Here is a 26324-nt window from a genome sequence, read left to right as displayed (position 1 = left end):
GTCAGGTCACGTGCGGTTGCGCGCTAGCGGGTGCGCCGTGCGACGACGTGCTCCAGTAGGTCGATGTGGTCGGGCAGCGTGTCCAGCCCCGCTTTCCGCTTGCCGAGGCGGACGGCGGTGTCGTATGCGGCGATGGCGTGAGCGCCGTAGGCGTCGACCAGCGCGACGTGCACCATATAAGTCCTTCCCGGCGAGGAATTCAGCCCCGCGGGCAGATCGTCGCATTTCCATGTCGTGAATGCCGTGACCGTGCACGGGTCAGCCGGAATGAAATACGTATCGTTCGCCGGGTCCTGTACGACGGCCCACAGGGCGTGCGAACCCGGTAATCCGTTGACAGTACCCGACAGCCTCAGGGCCGCCCCCAGCCGGAAACCGTCCGGCTGGTCGATGTCCACGCTGGGCTGCGGGCCCGCTCCGAAGGGGGGCGGGCCGGGCGGCGGACCCGGCGGCCTCCCGTCGTCGCGGCCCATGTCCCTGGCCCCGTTGCGGCCCGTGCCGTCCGTCAATTCGGAGACAAGAATCGTCCCCATGACCCCGATGATCGCAACAACGACGGCCACCACACCATTGGCGGCGATGGGGTTCCGCTCCCACCAGGAAGGCCGGGCGGCCGGCCGCGTACCCCTGCCGCCCGCGCTCGCGCCGCCGCCCTCCTCTTCGCCGTGCATTTCCGTTCCCTCCGCCGCGCGGACCGTTCCTGGAGTACGAGAACGGAATCCGTTCGGGAAGAGACACGAACCCGCGCGAGAATCATCCATTCACGGGAGCGGGGAGGGGTGCGGGGCGATGCCGGAGGAGTACGCCCGCGCGTGAAGTCCGGTGTCTCACTACGGGGGTGGCGGTGAGGGGGAGGGTGCTACTGGAGGCGGGGTCAGATTCCCGGTCCGTAGCCCGGATCCGGGTGCTGTCGCGGTGTCCACCACTCCAGGAGGCCCCACATCCCGAGCGCGAGCGCGGCCACGGCGGTGAGGACCGCGATCCAGGGGCGCCCCGTCCAGCGGCTGGTCAGCGCCCAGGCCAGGAGCGGAAGGAGAGCGCCGCCGAGCGTGATGAGGGGGAGGTCGACGTAGATCACGCTCAGATCCCGGGCATGGCCCTCGAATCCACCGTCGATGCTGAACGCGGCCCGTGGTGCCCAGACGAACGGCGCGATCGCCGCGCCGAGGCCGGCCAGAAGGCATCCGGCGCCGCCGGTGGTGTTCGAAGGGGTGCTCGTGGTCTCGTCCAGTGGATCTCCGCCCATACCAGTGACGGACGTCGATGGCGGGGCGCGTGGTTCCGTCCGAACGGTCAACTGTCCGGTACGGTCCGATGATCGGACCAGGGATCGGGCCGATCATCGGACCGGGCAGGATCAGCCAGTGATCTTGAACGTGGACGGCGAGTCGTTCTGCTGGGCGACCTGGCCCGCGAAGAGGTTCTTGATCGTGTTACCCGTGAACTTCCCGGTGCCGGTCACCCCCTTCGCCACCCAGATGCCCTGCTTGGCCGGGCGGTCGATGGTGTTGTTCGTCAGCGTCAGGTTGACGCGAGGTCCGGTGACGCTGAATCCCGCGGTGAGCGACCCTCGAATGATGTTGTCGGTCATGGTGACGTTCGAGTAGGCGTTCGGGAACAGCGAGGTGCTCGACGGGGACCCCACGTTCGCACCGTACCGAAGGCCGTTCCAGCCGCCACCACCGTTCAGGACGTTCCCGGTGATCGTGGCGGACTCCAGAGGGTGCCCCGTCTCGCCGAACACGCTGACTTCCAGGGCGTTGTTCGAGGACACACTGTTCACGAGGTTGTTGCGCACCTCGACGTTCCTGCCGCCGGCGACCCGGATGCCGTTGGCCCACCAGGGAGCGATCGCCGTGTTGTTGAGGATCTTCGCGCCGGTCACCTGGCCGTTCGTGCCGCCGGCGCCCGCGTCGGAGTACGTCGCGAAGGAGTCGTCGCCGGTGTTGCGGGCGAAGTTGTTCCTGACCGTGATGTTCTGGCCGAGCTTGTTCGCGTTCGGCGTGTTGCCGTTGTTGATGTTGAAACCGTCACCGTAGCTGTCCGCGGTCCGGCTGTTCTGCACAACGCCGTTGGTGCCCGACAGCCAGTTGGCGTCGATGTGCCGCGTCCAGATCCGGTCGACCAGCCAGCCGGTGCCCTGGGCGTTGACTCCGTAGTCCGAACCGCCGTCACCGCCGATGCCCCGCCAGACCGCGTTGGCGTCGATCTGGAGGTCCGTCAGCGTGGTGCCCGTGCCGATCGAGATCTGCGAGCGCCACGAGCCGGCCGGAAGCGGAACCTTGCGGTAGAGGGTCGTGTACCACATACCGGCGCCCTGCACCTTGACGCCGGTGAAGTCCAGCGGCTTGGACGCCAGGCTGTTCGTCAGGTACTTGCCCGCCGGGATCCACACCGACTTCTTCTGCGTCCGGGCGGCGTCGACCGTGGTCTGGACGGCGACCGTCGAATCCTTCGCGAAGTTGGGATCGGCGCCGTTGCTCACGACCGAGATCGAGTTGGCCGGCTGGGCCAGGGCGGCCCCGACGTTCTCCAGATCGACGGAATCGACGTCATAGACGGCGGCCGTGTTTCCGGAGTCCTTCTGGAGTTTGATGGTGCTGCCCGCGGCGATGGGAGCACCCGTGACCCAGACCGGGAACTCGTTGTAGAAGCGGTAGGCCACTCCGCCCGCGCGGGGGTCGTCCGGGTTCGTGGTCGCGCCGCGGTAGTTCCACGCCTGGCGGGAACTCAGGGTGATCGCCTGGCGGAACGTGCCGTTCACGTACAGGTTCAGCGAGGCGTCGATGCCGCCGCCCGCCGCCGAGTCCGGAATGGAGGCGCGTACCACAAGAGTATTGGCGTTTTTGCCGGTGTTGTTGGGCAGCGTCACCGAATCGCCGTTGGCCTTCAATTCGACCAGCGAATAGCCGGAAGCCTCGCCTTCCAAGGTGGCCTTGGTCGGTGCCGCCGCGCCGGGGGCGATGGAACGGACGCGCGCGCCGCCGCCGAGTGTTCCGGTTTCGGCCTCGACCGTCACGAAGGGGGTGGTGGCGCCGGCCGCGGCGACGATCTGCGGCTCGGACAGGGCCTGAGCTGCGACAGCGGTCCGGGTGGATGCCGTGGCGACGGATTCGGTGCGAACGGTGCCGCTTTGTACGGACAACGCGCCTGCGGCAAGCAGCGCGACGCCGCATATGCCAGGCACTATTTTGCGGTACATGTTTACCCTCTGATGGGATGGGCGACTGTGGGGGGATCGCCGGACCGCGAGCGGGTACTGCCCGAAGGGTCCTCGGGAGTCAGGGCGGTGAAGACACGCCGCCCTCTGTGCCGACAGTTCGACTCGACGGTTCGACTGTACGTCCGAGATTGAACTGCTGATCTTCCGGCCCGTCAACTCTCCTCGCTCCGTGAACATATCGCTCACGCTGAGCGCAATACCGCGTACGAGGTGTAGCCCATTACCCGGCGTATCGAAGTGAATATCGACCCCATTCGCACCCATGCGCGGAAACGGCCGGTCGTCGCTCCCTAGGGCAGGTCCTGGGTCTCCAGGCTCATCAACTCCGCCTGGGTCGGCGCGCCGAGTTCCGCGACCCGTTGTGCCTGGCGTTCCGTCATCTCCTGGAAGGTCTGGCGCGCGGTACGGCCGTTGCCGAAGCCCTCGTCGCGGGGGAGCCGCTCGAAGAGCCCCGTCAGGGCCTCCCTGGCTGCCGGCGTCAGCTCGTACCGGTGCTCCCTCGCCTGGTGTTCGAAGATCGAGACGAGTTCGGGCGCCGCGTAGTCCTCGAACACCAGCGTCCGGCCGAAGCGGGAGGACAGACCCGGATTGGAGTTGACAAAACGGGTCATCTCTTCGGGATAGCCGGCGGCGATCACCACGATGTCGTCGCGATGGTCCTCCATCAGTTTGACCAGGGTCGTCACGGCCTCCAGGCCGAAGTCGTTGCCGCCGCCGGGCGGCGCCAGCGCGTACGCCTCGTCGATGAAGAGCACCCCGCCCAGCGCCCGGGTGAACGCGGCGGTCGTCTTGGGACCCGTATGACCCACGTACTCCCCGACCAGGGCCGTACGGTCCACCTCGACCAGGTGCCCGCGCCGCAGCAGCCCGAGCGCCTTGAGGAGCCTGCCGTACAGCCGCGCGACCGTCGTCTTGCCGGTGCCCGCGTTGCCCGCGAAGACCAGATGGCGGCTGAGCGGCGGGGCGGGCAGGCCCGCCTCCTCGCGGCGGCGGACGGTCCGCATCAGCTGGACCAGCGAGCCCACGTCGTGTTTGACCCGGTCCAGGCCGACCAGCTCCTCCAACTCGGCCAGCAGGTCGTCGAGATGCTCCTCGCCGGCTTCGGGGTCCTCCGAGGAGGCGGAAGCGGGGGAGGAGGGCCCCGGCGGGGAGGGTGCGGGAAGAGCCGTCGGCGTGGCGTCCGCCCCCGGTCGTACGAGCGGCGCCCCGTCCGCCGTGCAGTCCTCCAGTACGGGCGTGACCCCCGCGCCCTCGCCCAGCGCCTCGGCGCAGTCGCGGATCCGGCACTGCCGGAAGACCGGCTCCGCCGACGCCCCGACGTGGAGGGCCGGGAAACCGGCGCCCGTCACGTCCAGCGAGGTGAAGGTGCCGCCGGCGCCCTCGGCGAGGAAGACGCCGTTCTTGGCGGGGCGGTGGATCCGTACATCGGTGAACGACGGTTCCGCCCCCGTCCATACGACGATCCCCGACCCCGCGCAGTCCTCCACCGACCCGCCGGTCACCGTCACGTCCGCCCCGGCGTCGACCACCACACCGGCCGCCCCCGCGCCCGTGATCCGGACGCCGGTCAGCGTGGCGGCGCCGCCCTCGGCGATCTGCACGCCGGTCTCGGCCGTGGTGCTCACCGTGGTGTGCTCCACGCGCGTCCCGGCGGCCGAACCCACCACGAGGCCGGAGGCCGCGCCGTCGATCCGGCAGCCCGTGACCGTCGCGGCGGCCCGGTCGAGGACCGCGACCCCGGTCATGGCGAGGCCGCCCAGCGCGCAGTCCGTCAGCTCCGCACGCGCCTCGTCCGTGACGTGGACCCCGTGTTCGGCGCCCTCGCGCACCAGGCAGTCGGTCAGCCGCCCGGTGGCCGTACCGGACAGGTGTACGGCGCTGAACGCGCTGCGGTCGATCCGGCAGTCGGTCAGCAGCGCCTCCGCCCCGTCGGTGACGAGCAGCCCGTTGGCCCCCGCGCCGCTGACCACACACCCGTGCGCGGTCAGCGCGGCCCGGCCCGCCACCACCAGTCCGCTGGCCACCGGCTGCCGGATGCGGACGTCGGTGAGTTCGGCCCGCGCCGCGCCCGTGAGGTGCACGCCCGCCGAGCCCGGCGCGTCGATCCGTACCTCTTCCGCCGTCGCCTCGGAGCCGTCCTCCAGCAGCAGCCCCGACCGCCCGGCCCGGTGCAGTACGGAATCGGTGAGGCGCAGCCGCGCCCGCCCGCGCAGCCGTACACCGGACCCTGTGGTGCCGTCGAGCCGCAGCCGTACGGCGGCCAGGCGCGCCGCGCCGGACAGCACCACGCCCGTGCCCTCGACGGCGCCGATCGCGGTGTCGTCCAGCTGTGCCCGTACGGCCCCGGCCAGGCGCAGCCCGGCCAGCCTCGCCCCCTCCAGGCGGCAGCGCCGCAGCAGCAGCGCGGTGACGCCCGCGTCGTCCTCCGCCGACTCCGTGCCCTCGGTGAAGTCCCCCTCGGTAGCCGGGGGTTCGTCCTCCGCCCCCTGCACCTCGACCCGGCCGTCGAGGACCACGCAGTCCTCCAGGACCAGGCCTCCGCCCGGCGTCACGCTCACCGCCGGGTCGGCCGCGTCGGCCCCGCGCACCGTCAGCCCCCGTACGGCGCAGTCCCGCCCCGTCACGGTCAGCGCGGGCCCGTCCCCGGGTGGCGCGGCCAGCGTGACGGAGCCGGGCGCGCCGTCCGCCGCCAGGGTGACGGACCGGTCGAGCACGACCGCCTCCGGGTACGAGCCGGGCGCGACCACCACCAGATCGCCGGGGCGCGCGGCCCGGACGGCGTCACCGATCCGGCGGAAGGCGCCCCGGCCGCCCTGGCCCTTGGGCGCCACCGTGTGACGGGTCATGTGCGGTTCCTCACGGATTCTGCGAAGCGGGCGGCGGCACCTGGTACCACGCCGGGTTGATGCTCGCCCGGTAGGGCGAGGTCAGATACAGCGACGAGATGCTCTTCTCGAAGATCTTGAAAGGCAGTTGGAGCCAGAAGTCCGCGAAGCCCTGGCGGTGGAAGAGGCGGCCGCCGGTGGTGAGCAGAGCGATGTTCTTCGCGAGGCCGGTGGACACCGAAGTGGTCAGGGAGGCAAGGGCGTTGATGCCGCCGTCGCCGACCGCGTCCCAGCCGGTCAGCTTCACGGTGTTGCCCTCGGCGTCGCTGATGCCCCACACCGCCGCGTTCATCGAGCCGTTGACCCAGCCGGCCAGCACACTGGTGCCCACCCCGAACCCGAAGTCGTACGCGCCGCCGCGCCAGCGGGTCGCCGTCTCGTTGCCGCCCCACTCGTTGGCCCACGTTTTGTCGTGGTTCATGGGCGCCCGCCCCCAGTGCTTGCCGCCGTCGACGTTGGCCAGGCCCGCGCGGCCCGAGCCGAGATCGCGGAAGAGCGGCAGGCTGTTCTCGTGGATCATCGTGCCGACCCCGGTCTTGATGCCCGCCGAGACGGCCGCGTTGGCGAACGCCTTGAGCGCGTCCTTCCCGGTGAAGGGCTTGTTCTGCACGGCCGCCACGATCCCGTTCACCGCCAGGTTCGCGCCGAACTCCAGCACGAACTCCTGGCCGAACTCCAACGCGGCCTTGCCCGCGACCGTTTGCCAGTACGGCTGGTAGAGCGACTCGCCGATGTCCAGCGGCGTGCCGCTCCACGGCATGCGCTGTGCCTCGCGGACCCGGCGGCCCCAGCCGCGCAGTTCGGTCAGCGGACCCCGGAAGTCGTACTCGTTACCGGTGAGTTGGAGATGGCCGCCGCGCGTCTCGAAGACCAGGCCGCTGTCGGTGCGCTGGGCGAGGAGGCTGCCGTGGGCGTCGTAGCGGCGCCACTGACCGCGCCACGCGTCGGTCTCCAGGAACGTCCCGTCGCCGAGCGCCTTGCGCTCACGGACGACCGAGCCGTGGTCGAACTCCTTCCAGACGCCGTCCGCCGCCGCCACCTGGCCGTCCGCGCGGTACTCGCGCACCCGCAGCGGGCCGTTGGTGTGCACCGGCACGGACCGCAGGGTGGTGTCCGCCCCGCCCTGCGGGCGCAGCACGTCCTGCCAATGCCGGGCGCCGCGCGCCCAGTTGTCCTGCCAGGCGCCGCCGTGCCACCACTGGCGGACCTGCGCGCCCCCGCCGAAGTCCACGGCCTGGCCACCGCGCCGGTACTTGGCGCTCAGCCACCGGTCGCCGTCCGCCCACGCGTCCACGTACCCGCCGCCGTCGAGCATGCGGCGCTCGCGCACCAGATTCCCGGCCGCGTCGAAGTCACGGAACGAGTCGTCCCACGCCAGCGCCGGGTCGGTGGAACCACGGAAGAACTCCCGCCGCCCGCCGACAGGACCGCCGGCCCCGGCCACGTCGTCTCCCGCCGCGTCCACCAGCTTCCAGGTCCACGCCGACGCGTCCGGATCACCGGTGCCCCGTACGAACAGATTGCCCTGGCCCGCCACTTGGGGCGTCCGCGAGGGATGCTGAATGCCCGTCAGGTTGCCGTGCGCGTCCCGCGTCACCCATGACCCCGCCTCCCGGGGCTGATGGGCGGCCGGGGGATCCGCGTACTCCCGGACCAGTCCGCCGGGCAGTCCTTCCCGCGCGACAGGCCACTGCCCCTGCGGTACGTCGGCTACGGCGATCCGGTCCTCCCAGAGTGTCCGGCCGCCCGCCGGGCTCTCGAAGCGGTATCCGCCGCGCGGCGCTGCCCCGCCCTCGTGCCACGCCAGGGTCCCCGGCGTCGGGTCGTGCGCGGGCCGGGGCGCGTGGTCGCCGACCTTGAGCGTATTGCCGTTGTGCAGCTTGTTCGTGGACCGTACGAAGTCCCCGCCCGCGCTCACGTCGACGCTCCCGCCGTCCATCCCGACGTACCGCGCGCCGCCCGTCGCGTCCACGCCTGGCGCCTCCTTGCTCCACAGGAACATCTGGAAGCGGTTGTCGCCGCCGAGATGGGCGTGGGTGCGCGGGGCGTGCCCGATGTCGGCCATGAAGTGGTCACGGAACCACGCGGGCGGGCGCTGCTCGCCCAGCCGCTCGGTCCGCAGATAGGTGTCGGCTCCCATCCGCTCGTACTTCCCGCTCTCCTTGCCGTGCGGGGACTGGCGCTCCCAGAGGTCGGTGCGGTTCCAGACACCGTCCTGCGAGGCCAGCCGGTTCTCCTGGAAGTGCCGTGCGTCCTGCGGGAGATGACCGCTGCCCCACTGCCGCTGGACCACCGCACCCGTGGCGTCGCGGTCCGTCCAGCCGCCGCCGAGGTCGTGGGTGCGGGGGCCTTCGGCGAGATGGCCGCCTCCGCCGTCGTAGCGGTGCCAGGTCCAGGCCCCCGCGTCGTCCCGGAGGGCCAGGACATGCCCGGCGCCGTTGTCGTACGCCTGGAGGCCGTCGCGGTACTCCCGCACGGCGGTGAGACCGGCGCGGCGGTCGCCGAGGCTGGTGTGCGGGAGGTCCCGCCAGCCCGTACCGGCCGTGTCGTAGTGCCGGGTGCCCCAGTCGCGCAGGGCCCCGTCCTCGCCCCAACGCACCCAGACCGTGCGGCGGTTGAAGTTCCCGAAGCCGACGGTGTCCGTACGGCGGAAGGCGTCCAGCACGTCACCGCCCGGCAGGACGCGCCGCTGGAAGACCTCGACGCCCTTGCCGGTGGAGCTGTCCAGCCGCAGCCAACTGCCGTCGGGGCCGTACGACTTCACCGTGCCCTGGTGGAAGGTGCCGTCCACGGCCCGCTCGGCCGCGCCGTCGGCTCCCGCGCGGGTACGGTGCCAGGTGGCCCGGCCGCCGCCCTCCGGGAAGTCCACGACGTACTGGAAGTCGGTCCTGCGGCCGTCCTGGACGACGTTCACGCCCTGGCGCAGCGGGCTGCCGTCGGCCCGTACCTCCATGAACTCGCCCTGGCGGACGCTGCGATGACCCGCCCACTCGGTGCGGGTTCCCGCGCCGCCCGGCAGCGGGGTGACCTCCCGGAGCAGCGCCCCGGAGACCGGGTCGAACACCTGGTGGCCACCGCCGGGCAGCGCGACCTGGATCTGTCCGCCGGGTCCGCGCTCGGCGGCGCGGCCCGCCGTGGGGGCGAACGGGTCGTCGACCCAGCGCAGGGTGCCGTCCGTCCGCAGGTCCAGATGGCCGGCCCCGAGGCCGTCCCGTCCGGTGAGGGGCATGCCGCGCCCGGTGTGCGCGCCGTCGGGCCCGTACAACTGGTGCCCGGGGCCCTGTCCGTCCGCGACACGGAAGCCGCCGCCGTCGGGATCGGCGGCGATCCGGCCGGGCAGGCGGCCGCCGTCGAGGTCCGTCAGCCGGTACCCGCCGTCGGCGTTCGCGACCGCGTGGACGGGAGGGCCGTCGGCGCGCGCGAGTGCCGTGCCGCGCTCGACCTCGATGCCCTGGGGCGTGAAGCGGGCGGACACGCCTGTCGCGGGGTCGGTGACCCGCAGGCCGCCTCCGTCGAGGGCGTGCACCTGCCGTCCGGGCAGCGGGGTGCCGTTGAGGTCGGTGACCGTACGTCCTCCGGCGCCCGCCGTGACGATCTCGTCGCCCGGGGCGAAGTGGCCGGCAGGGCCGCGCAGTCGTGTGCCGTCGGCCAGATGGGCGCCGCGCGCGTCGAAGGCGGCCGTCGCGCCGGTCGCCGGGTCGCTGACCTGGAACCCGCCGCCGCCCAGGACGTCGAGTTGGCGCCCGCCGCCCTGGTGCAGGGCGTACGTGCCTGCGGGGCCCACGTCGACGGCCGCGCGGTGGAAGGGGCGTCCGTCGGGCCCGTACAACGGCAGCCGCTCCTGGAGCAGTTGACCGCCGGTCGCGTCGAAGTCCCGGTACCCGCCGTCGGGCCCGGCGACCCGGACCCGGCCGTCCCGCAGCTCGACGGCCGCCCCGCCGGGACCTTCGAGCCGGGGGCCGCCGCCCGCCGGGTCGAGATGGAGGACCTGACCGGTGGGCTGCCCGTCGAAGCCCCGGAGGGGGACGGGCGGTGCGGGCGGGTGGTGCGGGGCCGGGCCGGCGAGCAGATTCGCGATCGCGTTGGGCTGGGGCTGGGGCTGGGCCTGCGGGGTGCGGTCGAGGTGGAGCATGCCACCGTCCAGGCGGGGGTGGTCCGCGAGGCTCCGGGTGTGGATCGCGTGCATGCCCCGGTCGATGCCGCCGGGGTCCACCCCGAGGTCGCTGAGCCGTTGCCGGGCGTCGGTGTAGTGCCGCCCGGCGGTGTCCAACCGCTCGCGCAGCGCCAGGTCGTGAACGCTCGGGCCGGTCGAGGTGCTTGCCGGGCCCTCCCGCAACAGGGCCTGGTTCCGGCCCAGATCGTGCCGGGCCTGGGCGAAGTCCCGCCAGGCGTCCCGTCGTACCTCACGCAGCGGATCGTCCGCCGCACCGAAGAGCGCGTCGACCCGGTCCGCGTCCCTGGCCCAGAGCCGGGCGATCTGGTCGGGGGTGAGGCGGTGGGACGTGCCGGTCAGGGGTACGGCTGCTCCGGCCAGGACGCCGTCGGGCATGCCCGGCTCCTGGGAGAGGCGAACCACCGGCGCCTCGGGCGTGACAGCCGGTCCCGGACCGGCGGCCGGGGCACCCGCGTGGGCCTTGCCCTTGCCCTTGTCGACGGCGGAGAAGCCGGTCGTCCCGGCCGGGTCGCCGAGTCCGGACAGCCCGGGGCCGCCGTCCGCCGGGACACCGGTGGCGGGGTGCGGACCCTGCGCCCCGTGCGGACCCTGCGCCCCGTGCGGACCGGGGGCACCGGCCGAGGCGTGATCGCCGCTCCTGGCCGGCGGCCGGGCATCGAGCCCGGGCCCGGCCACGTCGAAGCCGGGACCGTGCGGTACGGCTCCGGGTCCGGAGCCGGGGGGAACCGTCCCGGCCGTGACGGAGCCTGTGCCTGGTCCGGTGGTGACCGGGTTCGTGGTGCCCGGGCTTGTGCTGACCGGTCCCGCTGTCACCGGGCCGGCCACGTCGCGGCCCGGGCCGTGCGGTACGGCTCCGGGTCCGGAGCCGGGGGGAACCGTCCCGGCCGTGACGGAGCCCGCGCCCGGGCCGGTGGGGACGGCGGTCGCGCCGACCGGCCCCGTGGTCACCGCCTCGGAGACCGTCGAACCCGTACGGGACACGTCCCCGCCCGGCATCTGGACGAACTCGTCCAGGTGCAGTCGTACCTGATGGGCCGTCAGGGCGCTGGTCGTACGTTCCGCCAAACCGCTGCCCGCCCCGCTCACCCCCGTCACCGTCAGGTCAGGACCGGCCCGGCCGCCCGCCACCAGGTCGAGCGCCGACACACTCCCCGACGCCGCCGGACGGAAGTGCGGCCCGGTCCCGACGACCGTGTGCGCGCCGCCCGGTGCGCCGGTGTGCGGGGCCGGGGCGGGCGTCAGCAGATCACCGGTGACCACCGCCCCCGGCGGCGGCGCCTGGACGGCGCCCAGCGCGGTGTGGCCGAGGCCGGGTGTCGTACCAGGTACCACTGACGTCAGCGCGTGCGGTGTGACCGCGACACCGGGCGGTGTGACGCCGCCGGAGGCGAGCGCGGTGTGGACCGGTGCCGGGGTCGCCCCCGGCCGCGCCGACGACGTGAGCAGATCCACCGTCGCCGCGCCCGGCGCAGGCGCCTGCACCCCCGCGAGTCCCGCGTGCGCGGCGCCCGGCACCGGCGTGCCCGTGGTGAGCGCGCCGAGTCCGGTCGCACCCGGCACCCCGGCCGAGGCCGGCAGATACAGGCCCGACTGATGTACGACCTGCGGTGCGCCGATCACACTCACCCCCGGCCCCGCGTCCACCCGCCCCGGTCCGACCGCCCAGTCCCCGGCCCGTATCGCCCCCAGCTGGCCGGCCGGCAGATCCACCAGGGCGTCCAGCTGCCGTGACGCGTGGAAGCCGAGCCCGGTGCGCTCGCCCACCCCCGCGCCGAGGCTCCCCACCGGACCGAGGCTCAGCTCCGGCGGGCGCAGACCGGTGTGGAGCGCCCCGTTCGTCATCTCGAACGGCCGCAGCCCCGCCCCGGGCCCCGCCCACTCCCCGAGCCGTACGTTCGCCAGGTCGAAGCGCGGCAGATCGACCAGGCCGTCCACCAGACCGTGCGCCGGCGAGGTCGGGATCGGCGCCCCGCTGATGCCCCGGCCGACCGCGCCCACCGCCGCGCCGTACCGCGCCTGCCCGAGCACCCCGCGCTCGAAGAACCCGATCCGCAGCGCCTTCGCCAGCCCGAACTGCCCGATCTCCCGCGCGTCCACGGGCAGCAGCAGCCGCAGCCACTTCCCGCCGCCCAGCTCCGCCCTGGCGAAGGACCAGGTCGCGCCGAGCCCGGCCCGCGCGCCCTGCCACGCGAACGCGCCGCCCCGGCCGAGCGCCGCCGGGAGACCCCGTACGAGCGCGGGAAGGCCCTTCACGTTCTGGAAGACGATCAGTCCGCCCCGCTGCACCACGTTCGCGATCCGTGGCAGGTCGGTGATGCCCCGCATCACCCACAGCCCGCCGGTGCGGACCCAACTCGTCGACAGCCGGACCAGATCGCGCAGACCCGGGAAGATGGTCGCGAAGCGGAACCCGCCCCCGGTGAACAGGTTGCGGAGCAGGACCAGTGTCGCCTTGCCGAAGTTCGCCAGCCCCTGCGTGAACGCCTTCGTGCCCGCCTTGATGATCTGGAAGATCGGCAGGCCCTTGGTGGTGGGCGCGATGAGCCCGAGCCCGGCCAGGAACAGGTCCAGGAACGTGGCGTCACCGCGCGCGAAGTCCACCACCGTCTTGATGAACAGCGTCAGATTGACACCCAGCGCCAGCAGCGCGATCGGGCCGCCGAAGATCAGCGCCGGGATGATCAGGATGATCGCCAGCCACTGGAACGCCTCCCAGAAGACCTTGCACGCGGAGATCGGCAGCGAGATGTGCGAGACGGCGGAGATCCGTCCCGCCACGTTCCTGCCCTGCTCCGCCTGCGCCTCCCCGGCCTCCCGTGCGGTGGTGGCCAGTTGCTCCCGTACGGGATCGTCCTCCGCGAGCCCGCGCCCGGCGCCCAGCGCGGAGTCGGCCGCCCGCTGCTGTTCGGTGACCGTCCCGGCCCACTCGCGCAACGCGCCGGCCGAGGTCTCGAACGCCCAGGCCACGTCCTCGACATGGCCGCGCAGCCGGCCGTCCACCTTGCCCCGCAGCGCGTCGGCCGCCTCGCCCACGAACACGCTGTCGTTGGCGTTGCTCATCACGGCCTCGACGGCGATCCAGATGCGCCGCGCGGTACCGCCGAGTTCGGTGAACAGGTCGGCCAGTTCGGTGATCCGGTCGGGTTCGCCGGGTGTGGGGTCTCCCGACAGCCCGATCGCGTTCCAGTCCGTCGGACGTGGCATGGCGGCTTTTCCCTCCGTACCCGGAAGCACCCCGGATTCCCAACGGACCACGTGCGGGCGGCGATTCCGGTTCACGGCGACGCTCCGGGCCGTAACCCGCCGCCGTGAACCGGTCCCGCCCCCCGCACGTGGTCCTGCCGAACGGGATCAGTCCCGGAGCGGCGACGGCGCCAGGGAGGCACACCTTGCCGGACAGGCTCAGGATCGATTACGACGTCCTCAACGACGCCAAGCGCGACATGGAACGACTGGCCGGGGACATCGGCCCCATCCTCGACAGCAGCCTCTTCACCGAACTGGCCACGGGCGGCGACGCGGCGTCGATCCTCGGTAGCGTGGACGTCGCCGACGCGGTCTCCGGGCTGCGCGCCGAGGCCAAGAACACCCTGAGCAGGGCGTACGACGGTCTCAAGGAACTCGCCAACGCCTTCGGGTCGGTGGGCGAGGCGTTCCTCTCCTTCGACTCCGAGCTGGCCCAGGGCATGGGCATCACCGGCAGCAACCTCGGCCTCGGGAACTATTTTCGGCAGAAGGAGCAGTGGGACTACCGCCAGGCCCACCTCGACCAGTGTGTGCCGGGCCCCGACGGCTCGATGCCGGACTTCTGCTCGGCGACCGACCCGGGACCCAACCCGCCGGTCGACCAGACGATCACCACGGAACGCGGCAGCGTCCAGACCCATCTGACGCTCGACGGCGACAACCACGTGATCAAGGAGGAGTCGACCGTCACATACGACGGCAAGACGTACACCTCCACCACGACCTACAGCGACAACGGCAACACCTACGTCACCGACACCGCCTACCCCGACGGCAGTACGGTCCGCTCCGAGACCCATCTGAACTCCGACGGCAGCGGCACGATGACGGTCACCAACAGCGACGGCGAACGCACCGACTACACCCGGGGCCCGCGCCCCGCCGAAGGACAGAACCCACCGGCCTGGGACCAGGTGGGCGACGACGACTCGGACTCCGCCTGACCGCTGACCCGCAGATCTCCCGCCGATCCGTCACGCCCCACAACCGAAGCGACCGAAACGAAGGACGACATGGCCTACAACGGGATCAATCTCCAGTACGACAAGATCGAGGACGTCGCCGGCCTGCTGCTGGCGGCCCACGAGCAGATCGTGCCGATGCTCGTCAACCTCCACAACAGGGTCAACCTCCTGGTCGACGACGGCATGGTCTTCCAGCAGTCCAGCGAGGTCATCCGCACGACGTACAACAACTTCGACACCAGCCTCACGGCGGCGGTGAAGGGCATCAACGACTTCTCCGAGATGTTCAACGGCATCATGAAGAACGCCATCGACTTCGACGAGGGCATCAAGAACAGCCTCAACCAGGGCTGATCGCCCGGGAGTCGGCCGGCCCGGGCCGAATGCGGGAGGGGCGGGACCGGTGGTACGACACCGGTCCCGCCCCTCTCCCGTACGACCGCCACGGACGACCGCCCTGGCTACTCCGCCGGACGCAGCACCGTCAGCGGCACCTGCACCGCCATCGGCGTGCCGTCGGGGCCGGCCGTCCACGCGCGCCCCGGCCGGCCCGCCGACCGTACGACGCTGGTCGGCAGCCGGAGCCCCGCCAGATCGCCCTCCGCCATGCTCTTGGGCGCCAGCAACAAGCCCCGCCGCGCCCGCCGCGCCGCCGTCGTCCAGCCGCTCAGCCCCGACTGGAGACCGTCCGCCGACGCCGCGAACACCAGCCCGAGCCCCTGGTCACGGCCCGACAGGGCGATCTCCCGCAGCACCTTGTCCGCCGCCGGTGTCATCAGCAGGTCGGCGTCGTCGATCACCACCACCCGGGGTCCCGGGAGCGCGTCGAGCGCGGCCCGAAGGGTCTCCGCCGACGGGTCCGGCTCGCTGAGCACCCGCGCCCGCGCATGCCGGTCCAGTGCCCTGAGCGGCGATTCGCGCGGAGTCAGTACGACCACCGAGGTGTCACCGGCCAGCAGCGAAACGGCCAGCGAGGCAAGGGCGTTGCTGCGCCCCGAGCCGGCCGGGCCGAGGACCGCGAAGACCGACGAGGAGCCCGCGAGATCGACGCCGACCGTCCCCGCGTCGTCACCGCCCAGCCCCAGCAGCCCCCACATCGGCCGCCGCGCGGACTCCGGCACCTTGCCGTACGCGTCGGCGAACTCCACCGACCGGGGCAGCGGCTCCACCCCGAACGGCCTCCGCTCCTGCGGGACGTGGCTGTCCCGCCGCGACGCCTCGCGGCCGATCGCCCGCAGCGCCTCGACCTGCTCCGTCCCCCCACCGGGCGCGAGCAGCGCGATCTGGGTCTCGGTGCCGGTGAGGACGTGCCAGCCCCGCCCCGGCCCGATGACCGCCGGCACCCGGCCCAGCTTGAGCCCGGCCGCCTGGTAGTCGCTGCGGTCGCCCTGCCGGAGCAGCAGCTTGTGGTCGTTGTGCGCGGCCAGCCGGCCGCCCAGAAGGGCCCGTTCGGAGGTCGCGACCACATGGATACCGGCCGCCGCGCCCTCCCGGATGAGCCGGGTCACGTCCTGCACCAGCTGACCGTGGTCGTGCTCGTCCAGCACCGCCGACAGGGCGTCCCACCCGTCGATCAACAGCATGATGTGCGGAGGCCGTCGCGCCTTGGGAAGCACCCGGCGCAACTCGGTGATGCCCGTGGCGCTGTGCTCCCCGGCCAGATCCTGACGTTGTGTCAATTCCTGGTTGAGGCGGCGCAGCAGGCGGCCGAGGCGTTCCACGTCGTGCCGGGAGACGACCGCGCCGCAGTGCGGCAGGGCGGTCAGCGCGGCCAGGCCGCCGCCGCCCGCGTCGATCCCGTAGAGGTGCACATCGGCGCAGCTCGCGGTCCTGGCGGCGGATCCGGCCAGGGTGCGCAGGAGTTGGGTACGGCCCGACCGGGGCGCGCCGATCACGTACAGATGGCCGAAGGACGAGAGGTCCGCGACCGCGAGCCTGCGCTGCTGCAACTCCGGTACGTCTTCGAGGGCGTACGGGATGAGGAGTTGGCGGTTCGCGCCGTGCGCCGACGGCGGCTCCAGGTCGTCGAGCAGCACCCGCTCGCCGAGCGCGGGCAGCCATGGACTGGCCTGCGGTACGAAGTCGTCCAGCCCGGCGGCCGCTTCGCGGATCGTGGCGACCAGCGTCTGGAGGTCGGTGGGCGCGGGCCCGCGCGGTGCTTCGACGGTGACGACGGTCTCCGGCGGGAGCACCGGCCCGCGCCCGAGGGTCTCCCAGGCGAGCGGCACGGCGGCGACCCCGCCTCCCGGAGCGGCTTCCGGCGCCCGCTCCCGTACCGCCTCCGACTCCGGCTCGGACTGCGGACGTTCGGCTCCCACCCACGCCGTCTGGAAGGGCTCGGCGGAGCGCGGACCGCGCTTCACCACGGCCCGCCCCGGAGTGCGCGGCGAGATGTCCACGGCCTCCTTGGTGTCCACGACGTCATGGCTCTCGGTCTGGTCCGTGACCCGCAGGGCGATCCGCAGGTTGGCGTTGGCGCGGATGTCCCCCGTCACCACACCGGCCGGACGCTGGGTGGCCAGGATCAGATGGATGCCGAGCGAACGCCCGCGCTGCGCCAGGCTGATGAGCCCGGGGACGAAGTCCGGCACCTCCCGTACCAGCGTCGCGAACTCGTCGATCACCAGCACCAGCCGGGGCAGGGGCGCGAGCGCCGGATCGGCCGCCCGCTTCGTGCGGTACTCCACATGGTCCTTGGCGTCCGCCGCCGCGAGCACCCGTTCACGCCGCCGCAGTTCGGCGCCCAGCGAGGCCAGGGCCCGCTCCACCAGATGGGCGTCCAGGTCGGTCACCATGCCCAGGGTGTGCGGGAGTTCGGCGCACTCCTTGAAGGCACTGCCGCCCTTGTAGTCGATCAGCACGAACGTCAGCTCGTCCGGCCGGTTCACCGCCGCCAGCGAGATGACGAACGTCTGGAGCAGCTCGGACTTGCCCGAGCCGGTCGTCCCCGCCACCAGCCCGTGCGGGCCGTCCTGGACCAGATCCAAGGACACGGGACCGTCGAATCCCGTGCCGAGGACGAAGGACGTGGACGCGGGGCGTTCCCGCCAGTCCCCCAACAGGGCCGCCGCGCTGGGCGGTTCCTGCCCGAGCAGGTCCACGAGCCGCACCCGCTGGGGGAGTCCGGCGTCGTGCTCGGGGCTCACGTCCCGTACCGGCGCCAGGGCGCGTGCCACCTGCTCGCACCAGTCCGGCCGCACCTCGTCGGCCCGGACGGCGGGAAGGTCCGGCATCCCGGGGCGTTTCACGGTGAGCAGAGGGCCGTCGGCCAGCACCACCCCCGTGCACTCCTCCGGCAGCAGCCGCTCGCTCTCGTCCAGGCAGACGCTGAAGATACGGACCCCCGGCCCGTCCGTGAGGATCTGGACCATCCCCGGCACGTCCCGCAGCCGCCGCGCGCCGTCGGCGATCACCAGCAGATCGGGTCCCGGCACCTCGGCGCGACCACCGTCGCCCCGCGCCCGGCGGCGCGACTGCACCTGGGACACCAGCTCGGAGATCCGGGCGGTGGTCGACGCCTCGTCGTTGCCGATCAGGACGGTCGCCGGTCCGGTGGGGACAGCGGCCGCTTCGTACGACATCGGCCGCAGGTGCGGCAGCCACCGTACCCAGTCCCAGCCCGCCGCCCGGTCCGCCTCCGTGAGGAGGACGATCCGCAGGTCACGCGGGCTGTGCAGGACGGCGGACTGGATCACCAGCCAGCGCGCGAGGGATCCCACGGCCGGGGCGGCGCCGGCCACCCCGACCACACCGTGGGCGGGCAGGTCCACACCGACGGGCACGTCGGGGATGTTCCACCGGACCGTACGGTGGTTCTCCTCCCTGGCCGGATCCTCCAGCTCCTTCAGCGACGGCTGGTCGGCCGTACCCAGGCGCAGGACGAGGTGGTCGGGATCGTGCCGCCGCCGCTCCCACAGCCGGCCCCCGGGACCGGTGGCGGTCAGCGCCGCGGCGGCCGGGTCGGGGCCGGTGACGTCCCTGATCCGGCGCTCGCGCGCGACCGCCGTCCTGATCTCCTCCTCCAGCGCCGCGCGCCGCCGCGCGTAACGCCGCTCGGCCTCCTCGTGCAGTTTGCGCCCGGAGCGGCGGCCCGTGACCCAGTTGGACACCAGCATCAGCGGGCTGAAGAGGATGAAGACCAGGAAGTAGTACGAGTGGAACACCCACACCATGACCAGGCCGAGAGCGATCGGCAGCATCATCATCAGCGCGGGGAACGGCCGTTTGGCGGACGGCGACGGCGGCTGCGGCATCCGTACGCGGTCACCGTCCAGGTGCGGCGCGATGCGGGGCGGACGGTTGTAGTCGAGGCCGAATCCGTCGGCGGACCCGGTGACGGCCGCGTCCGGCTCGACCAGGGAGGTCAGCCGCAGCAGGGCGGGACCGACGGTCAGATCCTCGCCGAGGGGCCAGGGAGCCGGCCCACCGGGTCGGGGAGCGGGCTCGCCGCCGGCCGCCGGTGCGCCCCGGCGGGGCCGTGGCCTGCGGGAGACGGCGGCGGTGACGGCGTCCTCGGGGGGCGGCTCCACGGTCCTGCCGCGCACGGTGTCGCGGGGAGCCGCGTCGGTGCGGTGCCAGTAGGCGGAGCCGTCCGCGCGAACGGTCAACCAGAGGCCGTGGGTGGGGACACCGGGCGTGTCGGCGGGGGCGTCCGCGCCGTCGCCGAGCGGTCCGACCGCGCACAGCACGTCCGTGCCGATCTCGTGACTGCCCTGGCCCAGCCGCCAGGTGCGGCCCGCTCCCGGTCCCGACACCGCGTGCAGCTCGACCAGCGCGGGCCGCGTGTCGTCGGCCGGCAGCCGTACGAGATCCGGCCCTTCGGCCGGGCCGCCGACGCCCAGGAGCGCACCGTCGCGCAGCCCCGCCCTGGCCGCCGCGAGGGCCGGGTCGAGCCGGTCGGCACCGGAGTACAGCGGCCGGGGCGGCTCGGACACCGCCGCCGCGACCTCGCCGACGGTGGCGTGCGGCGACAGTCGCAGCAGATGGTCGCGGCGGACACCGTCCGCGCTGTCGACGGTGGTGAGAGTGAGGTGCACGTCAGCTCTTTCCACGGGCCGCGGGCGCCGCGCCCGCGGCGGACGCCCCTGCGGCGGAGACGCCGGCGGTGCCGGACTCGGAGGGCTCGGCGAGATCGTCGTCGCCGGGCCGGGGGAGGGATGCGGGGGCGGGTGGCTCGGTTCGCTGTACGGCGGGTGGTGTACGCGTACCGGTGTGTTCCGGTCCCCGCGGTACGGCGCTGGCCCCGACGGTCGCCTCGGGTTCCTCGAACTCGTCGGGAGTGACAGCGACGGCCACGGGGCACGCGGTGCCCGGACCGGCGAGGGCGCGCGCGGCGCCCGAACCGGCCCCGGGGCGTGCGGAGTTCACCGGATCCGCGTCGTCGTAGGGAGGCAGGACCGGGAGGGACCGTACGACCGCCCGTGCCAGCGGCAGCGTGTCGACCCGCAGCGACGGCGCGGCGCCGTGTACCTCCAACAGTCCGTCCTGGGAGGCTTCGAGCAGCAGCGCGCGCCCCCGGCCCACTCCCAGGCACAGCAGCCTGACCCCGTCGGGCAACGCCGTCCGTGGCGGCTCGGCGCACACCACGTACGTGCCGACCGGCGCGGCCAGCACCTCCGCACCGGTACGGCCCGCGTACCGTGGGTGCACTTCCGACGCGACCTCCACGGACCCGGCGGGAAGCCGCGCGTCGAGCTGCGCGGCGAGCGACTGCACGACCGCGCGGGCGGTACGGGGAACGCCCAGGACCGCGACGGTGGGGGGAGAAGCGTGCAGATCGAGCAGGACGGCACGTCGGCCGTCGGTCCCGACGCAGGCGAGCAGGGGCGGGGAGGCGGGGGAAGCCAGGGCCAACACGCCCTCCGCACCTGCCGGTTCACCCGCCCTGGCGTCCGGTTTCTCCGCCGGCGCCACGTCCGACCGGGCGATCCACCACAGCCGGGGCTCCGCGTCGTCCGCGACCCAGGGCTCGGGCAGTTCGGGCACCCCGCCCGAACCCCCTGTACCCACCGTCGTGTTGTCCGTCCGACCCGTCACCAGCACGCCGACCAGGTCGGGTCCGAGCAGCGCCCCGTACGGGGTGAACCCCGGGTGGAGCCGTGCCGCCAGCAGTACCGCCCGCTCCGCGTCGGCCCATCCGGCCCGGTCGCGCAGCAGCCGGCCGAGCAGTCGCACCCGGCGCTGGTAGCGCAGCTGGGCGCGCACCGGTTCGCTGAACGCCCGCCTTGTGAGGCGTACTTGACGCGCCGTCCGACGCCATACCGCCCGGGGGCCGCCCGCGCGCCGTACCAGCCAGAGAGTGAGCGTGATGACCAGGACCAGGATCCCGGCGAGTCCGAGCCACTGGGCCGTCCCGCCCGACGCGCTCACGCGGCGTTCCCGCTCAGCTCCGCGCGCAGCGCCCGGATCCCGTGGTGCGTACGGGACTTGACCGTCCCTCTCGGGACGCCCAGCAGCCGGGCGACGTCCTCGCCCGGCTGACCCAGGAGGTGGACGCGGGCGACCGCCTCCCTGCGCGGCGGGTCCAGCGTGCGCATCGCCTCCACCAACACACAGCGTTCGCTGATTTCTTCGGCGTGGTCGGGGACCGGCGCGGGCGCGGTGGCCCCGAAGTCGGCCGTGGAGAGACCGACCGGGACGGCCCGGTCCTTGCGCTTCGCGTCGATGACAAGATTGCGCGCCACCCGGAACAGCCACATCCTGATCGGCCTGTCCTGCCAGTCCAGCCGCCCGGCGAACTGCCACGCCCGCAACAGGGTCTCCTGGACGATGTCCTCGGCGCCCTGGCTGTCGCGGCCCATCAGTCCCGCGACGTAGTGGCGCAGGCTGTCGCGCTCCGCGAGCAGCAGGGGGAGTGTGCGGTCACCCGGGGGCGGGGCGTGGGCCGCCGACGGCTCCTCGCCGGTGTGCTCGATGCCGGTGTGTCCGATGTCGATGCGTGGCATGGCCTCAGCCCCCTGGTTCCCTCGGGAACGGCGTACGGAATGAGTGGCGGACGAGAGGAGGATAGGCGGTGTGCGGTTCGCCCGGTGTCGGCCTCGCACGGCTCTGAACTGGGCATCTGTGCGCCGATCATGACGAACCGCCGGGTTGTGCGGGTCGTGTTAACCAAGCGTTTTCCCAATGTGCGTGGAGCGGTGTCGGTGGGGACCGAGATCCTCGGAGTACAGCCTTCCGCTCGTCCGATTCCCTCCGACCGTACGGAGCCCATGTGCCGTCCATCCGCAACACGCCCCCTTCCGGACGGCCCCAGGACCCCACTCCCGGCCCCGGTACGAGCCGGGGAAGCGGCTCCGGTACGAGCCAGGGCAGCGGCTCCGGTACGGGCGAGGCCGGTGGGTCCGGCACGGCCCAGGGGGGTGGTTTCGCCGAGGCGTTCGCCCGCCGCCCGTCCCTGCCCCGCCGGGGTCTGCTGCCGGGATCGCGGGTCTGGGCGACGACGGCCGTCGCCGCCGCCCTCACGGGTGCGGGCATCCTCACCGTGCCGCTGCTCGCGTCGATCGATCTGACCCCCGGCTCCGGGGAGTCCAGCACGAGCGTGGCCGAGGCGGCGGCCGGGCGGGAGCCGGGCACGGCCATCCCGTCCCCGTCCCCCTCCCCTTCCTCCACCTCGTCGGAGGAGCGCACGGACCGGCCGCCCGCCCCGCGAGGGGGCAGCGGCGGTGGCGGTGTGTTCGTCCCGCCGAATCCCGGCGTGGGCGCGGGAGTTGTACCGCCCGCCGGTGGTGGGGCGCCGGCCGGCTCGGACCGGCCGAAGGACCAGCCGAAGGGCGGCGGATCGAAGTCGGCGCCTGCGGGGGAAGACGACGGTGCGAAGGATACGGAGCAGGGCGGCGGGTCCACCGGCGGCTCCGGAGCCGGGAGCGGTACCGGCGGTACGGGCGGTACCGGCTCGGGGAGCAAGACGCCGGTGAACCAGGCCCAGGGCTCGGATACGCCCAAGGCGCTGGGTGTCCGGCTGGTGGGCGTGGCCTCGGGGCGCTGCATCGACGTCACCGACGCCCTTGACGGGGTGGGCAGATCGGGCACCCGGCTCCAGCTGTGGGACTGCAACTACCCGAAGCAGGCCAATCAGGGGTTCTCGTTCCGCCCGGACGGCACCATCCGCTCACTCGGCCTGTGCATGAGCGTGGCGGGGAACTCCACCAGCAGCGGGGCCGCCATCCAGCTGGCGACCTGCGACGGCGGCCGTGGGCAGCAGTTCTACCTCGCGGATGCGGGCGATCTGGTCAACGCCCAGGCCGACAAGTGCGTCGACGTCCTGGACAAGGGCACGGCCTCGGGCACCAAGTTGCAGCTGTGGACCTGCAAGGGCACGTCCAACCAGAAGTGGTACAAGGGGGGCTGACCGCCGTCCGCCGGACCGCCGTCCGCCGGGTCAGGCGATCACGACAACGACCTTTCCCGGGACGCCCCCGGCGGCCAGTGCGCGCTGGGCGTCGGCCGCCTGTTCCAGAGGGAAGGTGGCACCGACCCGCACACCGAGTGCGCCGGACTCGGCGAGACGGGCCAGCGCGGTGAGATCGGCGTGGTCCATCCGGCAGAAGACCGGGGTGACACCCGGGGTGCCGATCTCGGCGATCGACGCCACCCGCGCGCCGGGGCGGGCCGCACGCGCCGTCGCGGCGAGCACACCGCCCACGGTGTCGAGGACCACGTCGGCGCCGTCCGGGGCGAGTTCGCGGACGCGGTCGGCGGACCCTTCCCCGTAGGTGACCGGTTCGGCGCCCAGTGTGCGTACGTAACCGTGATCGCGCGCCGAGACCGTGCCGATGACACGGGCTCCGCGGGACCGTCCGATCTGGACGGCGAGGGACCCCACCCCGCCGGCGGCTCCGTGCACGAGCAGGATCTCGCCGGGCCGCACCTCCAGCGCGTGGACGATGGCCTGGTACGCGGTCAGCCCGGCCAGGGGGAGCGCCGACGCCTCGGCGAAACTCAGCGCGGAGGGCTTGCGGACGAGCGTGCGTACATCGGCGGAGACCAGTTCGGCCAGACCACCGTGGGCGCGCTGCACGTCGCCGCGTACGTACCCGATGACCTCGTCCCCCGGGGCGAACTCCGGGGCAGCGGGGCCGGATCGCTCCACCACCCCCGCGAGGTCCCAGCCGGGGACGACCGGGAAGTACGTCTCCACGGCGCCGCGGAGCGCCCCGGCCTGGAGCGCCAGGTCGGCGGGGTTGAGCGCCGCGGCCCGTACCCGTACCAGCACCGAGTCGACATGGGTCTTGGGCTCGGGCAGCTCCGCCGGCTCCAGGACCTCGGGGCCGCCGTAGCGGCGGTAGACCATGGCTCTCATCACGCGCCCGGGAACGCGATCGGCATGTCCATCAGCACGCTGTGCTTGACGATCTTCCACTCGCCGCCGACCCGGCGCAGATCCGTGTCGTAGTACCCGGACTCGATCGGCCCGACCGTGCCCTGCGCGCCGGAGACCCCGGCCGGCCAGCCGCCGGCGGGGCGCGCGGAGGCCTGGACCCGGAAGACGACGAACTGGGCGTTGAGGTGGGCGCGGTCGCCGTCGACCTCGATGAGGTGGTCCTGGGTGGTGTGGTGGCTCGTGCCTCCCTCCGGATGCGGGGCCATGAGGTGGGTGACCGCGTACTCCACGCCCGCCCCGCCGATCAGGGGCTCACCGACCGGCTCGTAGGCGTCGGGGCCGGTCCTGGTGAAGATCCGCACGACCGCGTCGTCGGTGAACAGACCTCCCTGGGTCTTGCCGTCGCGCCGGTCCGTCGCACGGACATAGCGGGCCAGGACTTCCTGGACCTTGCGCTCGTCGCTCATGAGGGGGGTGTCCTTTCGTCGTCGCATCCGGGACCTTCCGAGGCGTCCCGGCACCGGGCGCCACTCCCGCGGGAACAAGCTCCGCGGCGGCCCGCGTCTCCATCAGACCAGGACGCCGCCCGGGGAGCCATGACCGTTCCCGTACGCGGCGATACCCTGGAGGTATGGATCATCTGGAGACCCGAGAGCTGGTCTACTTCGTCGCCGTGGCCGAGGAACTGCACTTCAGCCGGGCGGCGGAGCGGTTGGGCATCGCCCAGCCGCCGCTGTCCCGGGCGGTGGCCCGGCTGGAGCGCCGCATGGGAGTACGTCTCCTGGAGCGCACCAGCCGCCGGGTGGAACTGACGGCGGCGGGCGGTGTCTTCCTCGACGAGTCCCGCCGCCTGCTCCGGGACCTGGACGCCGCGGTGCGCCGTACCCAACGAGCGGCCCACCCCGGGCGGCTGATCCTCGCGGTCCGCCCCGGCACCGGCTCCGGGCTGCTCGCCCAGGTCCTGCGCTCCCACGACGGTACGGACCCCGAACTCGTCTTCACCCACTCCGGGGCGGGGGCCCTGCGCGACGGTACGGCCGACGTCGCCCTGCTCTGCACGGACAGCGACGACTTCGCGGGCCTGCACACCACCGAGGTGGCGGAGGAGTGGCCCGTCGCCCTCGTACCGCGCGACCACCGTCTCGCGGGCCGCGCCGGGGTGACCACCGCCGAGCTCCGCCAGGAGCCGGCCTTCCGGGAGAAGTGCCCGCCGACGGGCCTGGACGAGATCCTCGACCGGGTCGCCCTGGGCCGGCTCGTCACCGTCGTCGGCTCGGCCGCCGTCGCCCGCCTGACGAGGGAGGTGGTCGCCGTCCCCGTGGCGGATCTGCCCATGACCACGCTGGCCCTGGGGTGGCTCCCGCAGACCTCGGGCCCTGAGATGGCCGCCTTCGCCCGTACGGTCCGGCGCGTGGCAGCCGAGCGTGTCGGCACCGAGCCGCGCGCCGCACGGGCAGAGGTCTACGACGTCTGATTCCGCGATCGGGGTCTCACTCGGTGTGCGTGTCCAGGGCGTCGATGATCTCGGGCCAGAGTTCACGGGGCCGGTCGTGCCCCATGTCGGGGAGCAGCAGGAGTTTCGCTCCGGGCACGAGGTCGGCGGTGCGCCGGCCGCCGCCGGGGTCGATCAGTGTGTCGTCCAGACCGTGGATCACCAGGGTCGGTACGCGCAGTTCGCGCAGCGCGTCGGCGCGTGAGCCGGCGAGGATCATCGCTCCGAGCTGGCGTCCGGCTCCGGCCGGGTAGTAGGCACGGTCGTAGCTCCGGGCGGCCAGTTCACGAAGGGGCGCGGCGTTGCCGTAACGCTTCGAGGCCCACACCAGCTCCGCCTCCGACGCCGCGACGTATCCCTCGCGATCGGCCGGCTTCGGGGCGGAGACCACTGCTTGGGCCTCGGCGCTCGGGCGGCCGTACTCGGGTTCGCCGGTCGAGGACATCATCGACGTCAGGGTCAGTACGCGCTCCGGCCGGCTGATGGCCATCGTCTGCGCGATCATGCCGCCCATCGAGGACCCGACCACGTGAGCGCGTTCGATGCCGAGCGCGGTGAGCAGGCCCAGGCCGTCGTCTGCCATGTCCCGCAGCGTGTACGGCGCCATCGCGACGGCGGAGGCGAGGTCGCCGGTGCTCACGGCGTGGATGAAGCGGCCCATGTCGACGGGGTGCTCGTCGAACCTGGTGGACAGCCCGCAGTCGCGGTTGTCGTACCGGATCACATAGCGTCCGCGTGCCGCCAGGGCACGGCAGAAGTCCTCGTGCCAGGCGATCATCTGAGCGCTGAAGCCCATCACGAGCAGGACGGCCGGATCGGACGGATCACCGAAGGTCTCGTAGGCGAGGGACACTCCTGGCGAGGCTTCGATGATCGGCATACCGGAAGTGTCTCAGCGCCGTGGGTCCGCGCGCACTCGGATATCGCCCTCATGTGCGGCCCCACGTACGGAAGGAGGGTCCGGCCGCACGGGGTGTGGCAGGGGATGCTGAGCCAGTCGCCCGGCATCGTGGCGAGAAA

15 protein-coding genes are annotated in these 26324 nt (G+C 73.0%); 4 read left to right on the top strand and 11 right to left on the bottom strand.

The features are described 5' to 3' along the window. Positions 1 to 23 precede the first annotated feature (23 nt). The 5 genes from OG349_RS04285 to OG349_RS04265 all read right to left on the bottom strand — a co-directional run bounded on the left by OG349_RS04285 (position 24) and on the right by OG349_RS04265 (position 13486). Positions 24 to 671 (bottom strand): hypothetical protein, encoded by a 648-nt coding sequence (locus OG349_RS04285; protein WP_327233302.1) that lies wholly within the window; start codon positions 669 to 671, stop codon positions 24 to 26. Between the two features lie 203 nt (positions 672 to 874). Further along, positions 875 to 1246 carry a hypothetical protein gene (locus OG349_RS04280; RefSeq protein WP_327233301.1) on the bottom strand — a complete coding sequence of 124 codons (372 nt, stop codon included), beginning with the start codon at positions 1244 to 1246 and terminating at the stop codon, positions 875 to 877. Between the two features lie 111 nt (positions 1247 to 1357). Next, positions 1358 to 3187 carry a right-handed parallel beta-helix repeat-containing protein gene (locus tag OG349_RS04275; protein ID WP_327233300.1) on the bottom strand — a complete coding sequence of 610 codons (1830 nt, stop codon included), beginning with the start codon at positions 3185 to 3187 and terminating at the stop codon, positions 1358 to 1360. A 326-nt stretch (positions 3188 to 3513) separates the two neighbouring features. Further along, the gene (locus OG349_RS04270; protein ID WP_327233299.1) at positions 3514 to 6069 is read right to left on the bottom strand and encodes a right-handed parallel beta-helix repeat-containing protein; all 2556 of its coding nucleotides are present in this window, start codon (positions 6067 to 6069) and stop codon (positions 3514 to 3516) included. Between the two features lie 10 nt (positions 6070 to 6079). Next, complete coding sequence (locus OG349_RS04265) at positions 6080 to 13486, bottom strand: hypothetical protein (RefSeq protein WP_327233298.1); 7407 nt, start codon at positions 13484 to 13486, stop codon at positions 6080 to 6082. A 185-nt stretch (positions 13487 to 13671) separates the two neighbouring features. Here OG349_RS04265 and OG349_RS04260 point away from each other — a divergent pair, with 185 nt between their 5' ends. Both OG349_RS04260 and OG349_RS04255 read left to right on the top strand, forming a co-directional pair. Further along, positions 13672 to 14472: a hypothetical protein gene (locus OG349_RS04260; protein ID WP_327233297.1), complete on the top strand. Its 801-nt coding sequence runs from the start codon at positions 13672 to 13674 to the stop codon at positions 14470 to 14472. Between the two features lie 69 nt (positions 14473 to 14541). Then, complete coding sequence (locus tag OG349_RS04255; protein WP_319678970.1) at positions 14542 to 14847, top strand: hypothetical protein; 306 nt, start codon at positions 14542 to 14544, stop codon at positions 14845 to 14847. A 107-nt stretch (positions 14848 to 14954) separates the two neighbouring features. Here the strand turns inward: OG349_RS04255 and OG349_RS04250 are convergent, their stop codons facing one another. The 3 genes from OG349_RS04250 to OG349_RS04240 are packed head-to-tail and all read right to left on the bottom strand — an operon-like array spanning position 14955 to position 21437. Then, positions 14955 to 19529, bottom strand: coding sequence for an FtsK/SpoIIIE domain-containing protein (locus OG349_RS04250; protein WP_327233296.1), 4575 nt, complete (start codon positions 19527 to 19529; stop codon positions 14955 to 14957). 1 nt (position 19530) lies between these two features. Continuing rightward, complete coding sequence (locus tag OG349_RS04245; RefSeq protein ID WP_327233295.1) at positions 19531 to 20862, bottom strand: hypothetical protein; 1332 nt, start codon at positions 20860 to 20862, stop codon at positions 19531 to 19533. Then, the gene (locus OG349_RS04240; RefSeq protein ID WP_327233294.1) at positions 20859 to 21437 is read right to left on the bottom strand and encodes a sigma-70 family RNA polymerase sigma factor; all 579 of its coding nucleotides are present in this window, start codon (positions 21435 to 21437) and stop codon (positions 20859 to 20861) included. Before OG349_RS04240 ends, OG349_RS04245 begins: the two co-directional genes overlap by 4 nt. Before the next feature lie 266 nt (positions 21438 to 21703). On the opposite strand from OG349_RS04240, the gene OG349_RS04235 reads away from it, so the two are divergent. Beyond that, positions 21704 to 22840, top strand: a complete 1137-nt coding sequence (locus OG349_RS04235) for an RICIN domain-containing protein (protein ID WP_327233293.1) — start codon at positions 21704 to 21706, stop codon at positions 22838 to 22840. Between the two features lie 30 nt (positions 22841 to 22870). On the opposite strand, the gene OG349_RS04230 is transcribed toward OG349_RS04235, so the two are convergent. Continuing rightward, on the bottom strand, positions 22871 to 23791 hold the full coding sequence (locus tag OG349_RS04230) for an NADP-dependent oxidoreductase (RefSeq protein WP_327233292.1): 921 nt from the start codon (positions 23789 to 23791) through the stop codon (positions 22871 to 22873). Continuing rightward, complete coding sequence (locus OG349_RS04225) at positions 23791 to 24279, bottom strand: nuclear transport factor 2 family protein (protein ID WP_327233291.1); 489 nt, start codon at positions 24277 to 24279, stop codon at positions 23791 to 23793. Before OG349_RS04225 ends, OG349_RS04230 begins: the two co-directional genes overlap by 1 nt. A 164-nt stretch (positions 24280 to 24443) precedes the next feature. Between OG349_RS04225 and OG349_RS04220 the strand changes: the two genes are divergently transcribed. After that, positions 24444 to 25286, top strand: coding sequence for a LysR family transcriptional regulator (locus OG349_RS04220; protein WP_327233290.1), 843 nt, complete (start codon positions 24444 to 24446; stop codon positions 25284 to 25286). 16 nt (positions 25287 to 25302) lie between these two features. Here OG349_RS04220 and OG349_RS04215 read toward each other — a convergent pair whose 3' ends face one another. Next, positions 25303 to 26184 (bottom strand): alpha/beta fold hydrolase, encoded by an 882-nt coding sequence (locus tag OG349_RS04215; protein ID WP_327233289.1) that lies wholly within the window; start codon positions 26182 to 26184, stop codon positions 25303 to 25305. Positions 26185 to 26324 lie beyond the last annotated feature (140 nt).

The organism is Streptomyces sp. NBC_01317 (genome assembly GCF_035961655.1).
In the GTDB taxonomy this organism is placed as follows: Bacteria; Actinomycetota; Actinomycetes; order Streptomycetales; family Streptomycetaceae; genus Streptomyces.
The sequence above is the reverse complement of the archived record's forward strand: the minus strand, read 5'-3'. Positions and strand labels throughout refer to the sequence as shown.

Excerpts from the sequence above, each read along its gene's own strand:
- OG349_RS04285 (WP_327233302.1), bottom strand. The coding sequence starts at position 671 with ATGCACGGCGAAGAGGAGGGCGGCGGCGCGAGCGCGGGCGGCAGGGGT.
- OG349_RS04230 (WP_327233292.1), bottom strand. The coding sequence starts at position 23,791 with ATGAGAGCCATGGTCTACCGCCGCTACGGCGGCCCCGAGGTCCTGGAG.
- OG349_RS04225 (WP_327233291.1), bottom strand. The coding sequence starts at position 24,279 with ATGAGCGACGAGCGCAAGGTCCAGGAAGTCCTGGCCCGCTATGTCCGT.
- OG349_RS04270 (WP_327233299.1), bottom strand. The coding sequence starts at position 6,069 with ATGACCCGTCACACGGTGGCGCCCAAGGGCCAGGGCGGCCGGGGCGCC.
- OG349_RS04215 (WP_327233289.1), bottom strand. The coding sequence starts at position 26,184 with ATGCCGATCATCGAAGCCTCGCCAGGAGTGTCCCTCGCCTACGAGACC.
- OG349_RS04280 (WP_327233301.1), bottom strand. The coding sequence starts at position 1,246 with ATGGGCGGAGATCCACTGGACGAGACCACGAGCACCCCTTCGAACACC.
- OG349_RS04265 (WP_327233298.1), bottom strand. The coding sequence starts at position 13,486 with ATGCCACGTCCGACGGACTGGAACGCGATCGGGCTGTCGGGAGACCCC.
- OG349_RS04220 (WP_327233290.1), top strand. The coding sequence starts at position 24,444 with ATGGATCATCTGGAGACCCGAGAGCTGGTCTACTTCGTCGCCGTGGCC.
- OG349_RS04255 (WP_319678970.1), top strand. The coding sequence starts at position 14,542 with ATGGCCTACAACGGGATCAATCTCCAGTACGACAAGATCGAGGACGTC.
- OG349_RS04240 (WP_327233294.1), bottom strand. The coding sequence starts at position 21,437 with ATGCCACGCATCGACATCGGACACACCGGCATCGAGCACACCGGCGAG.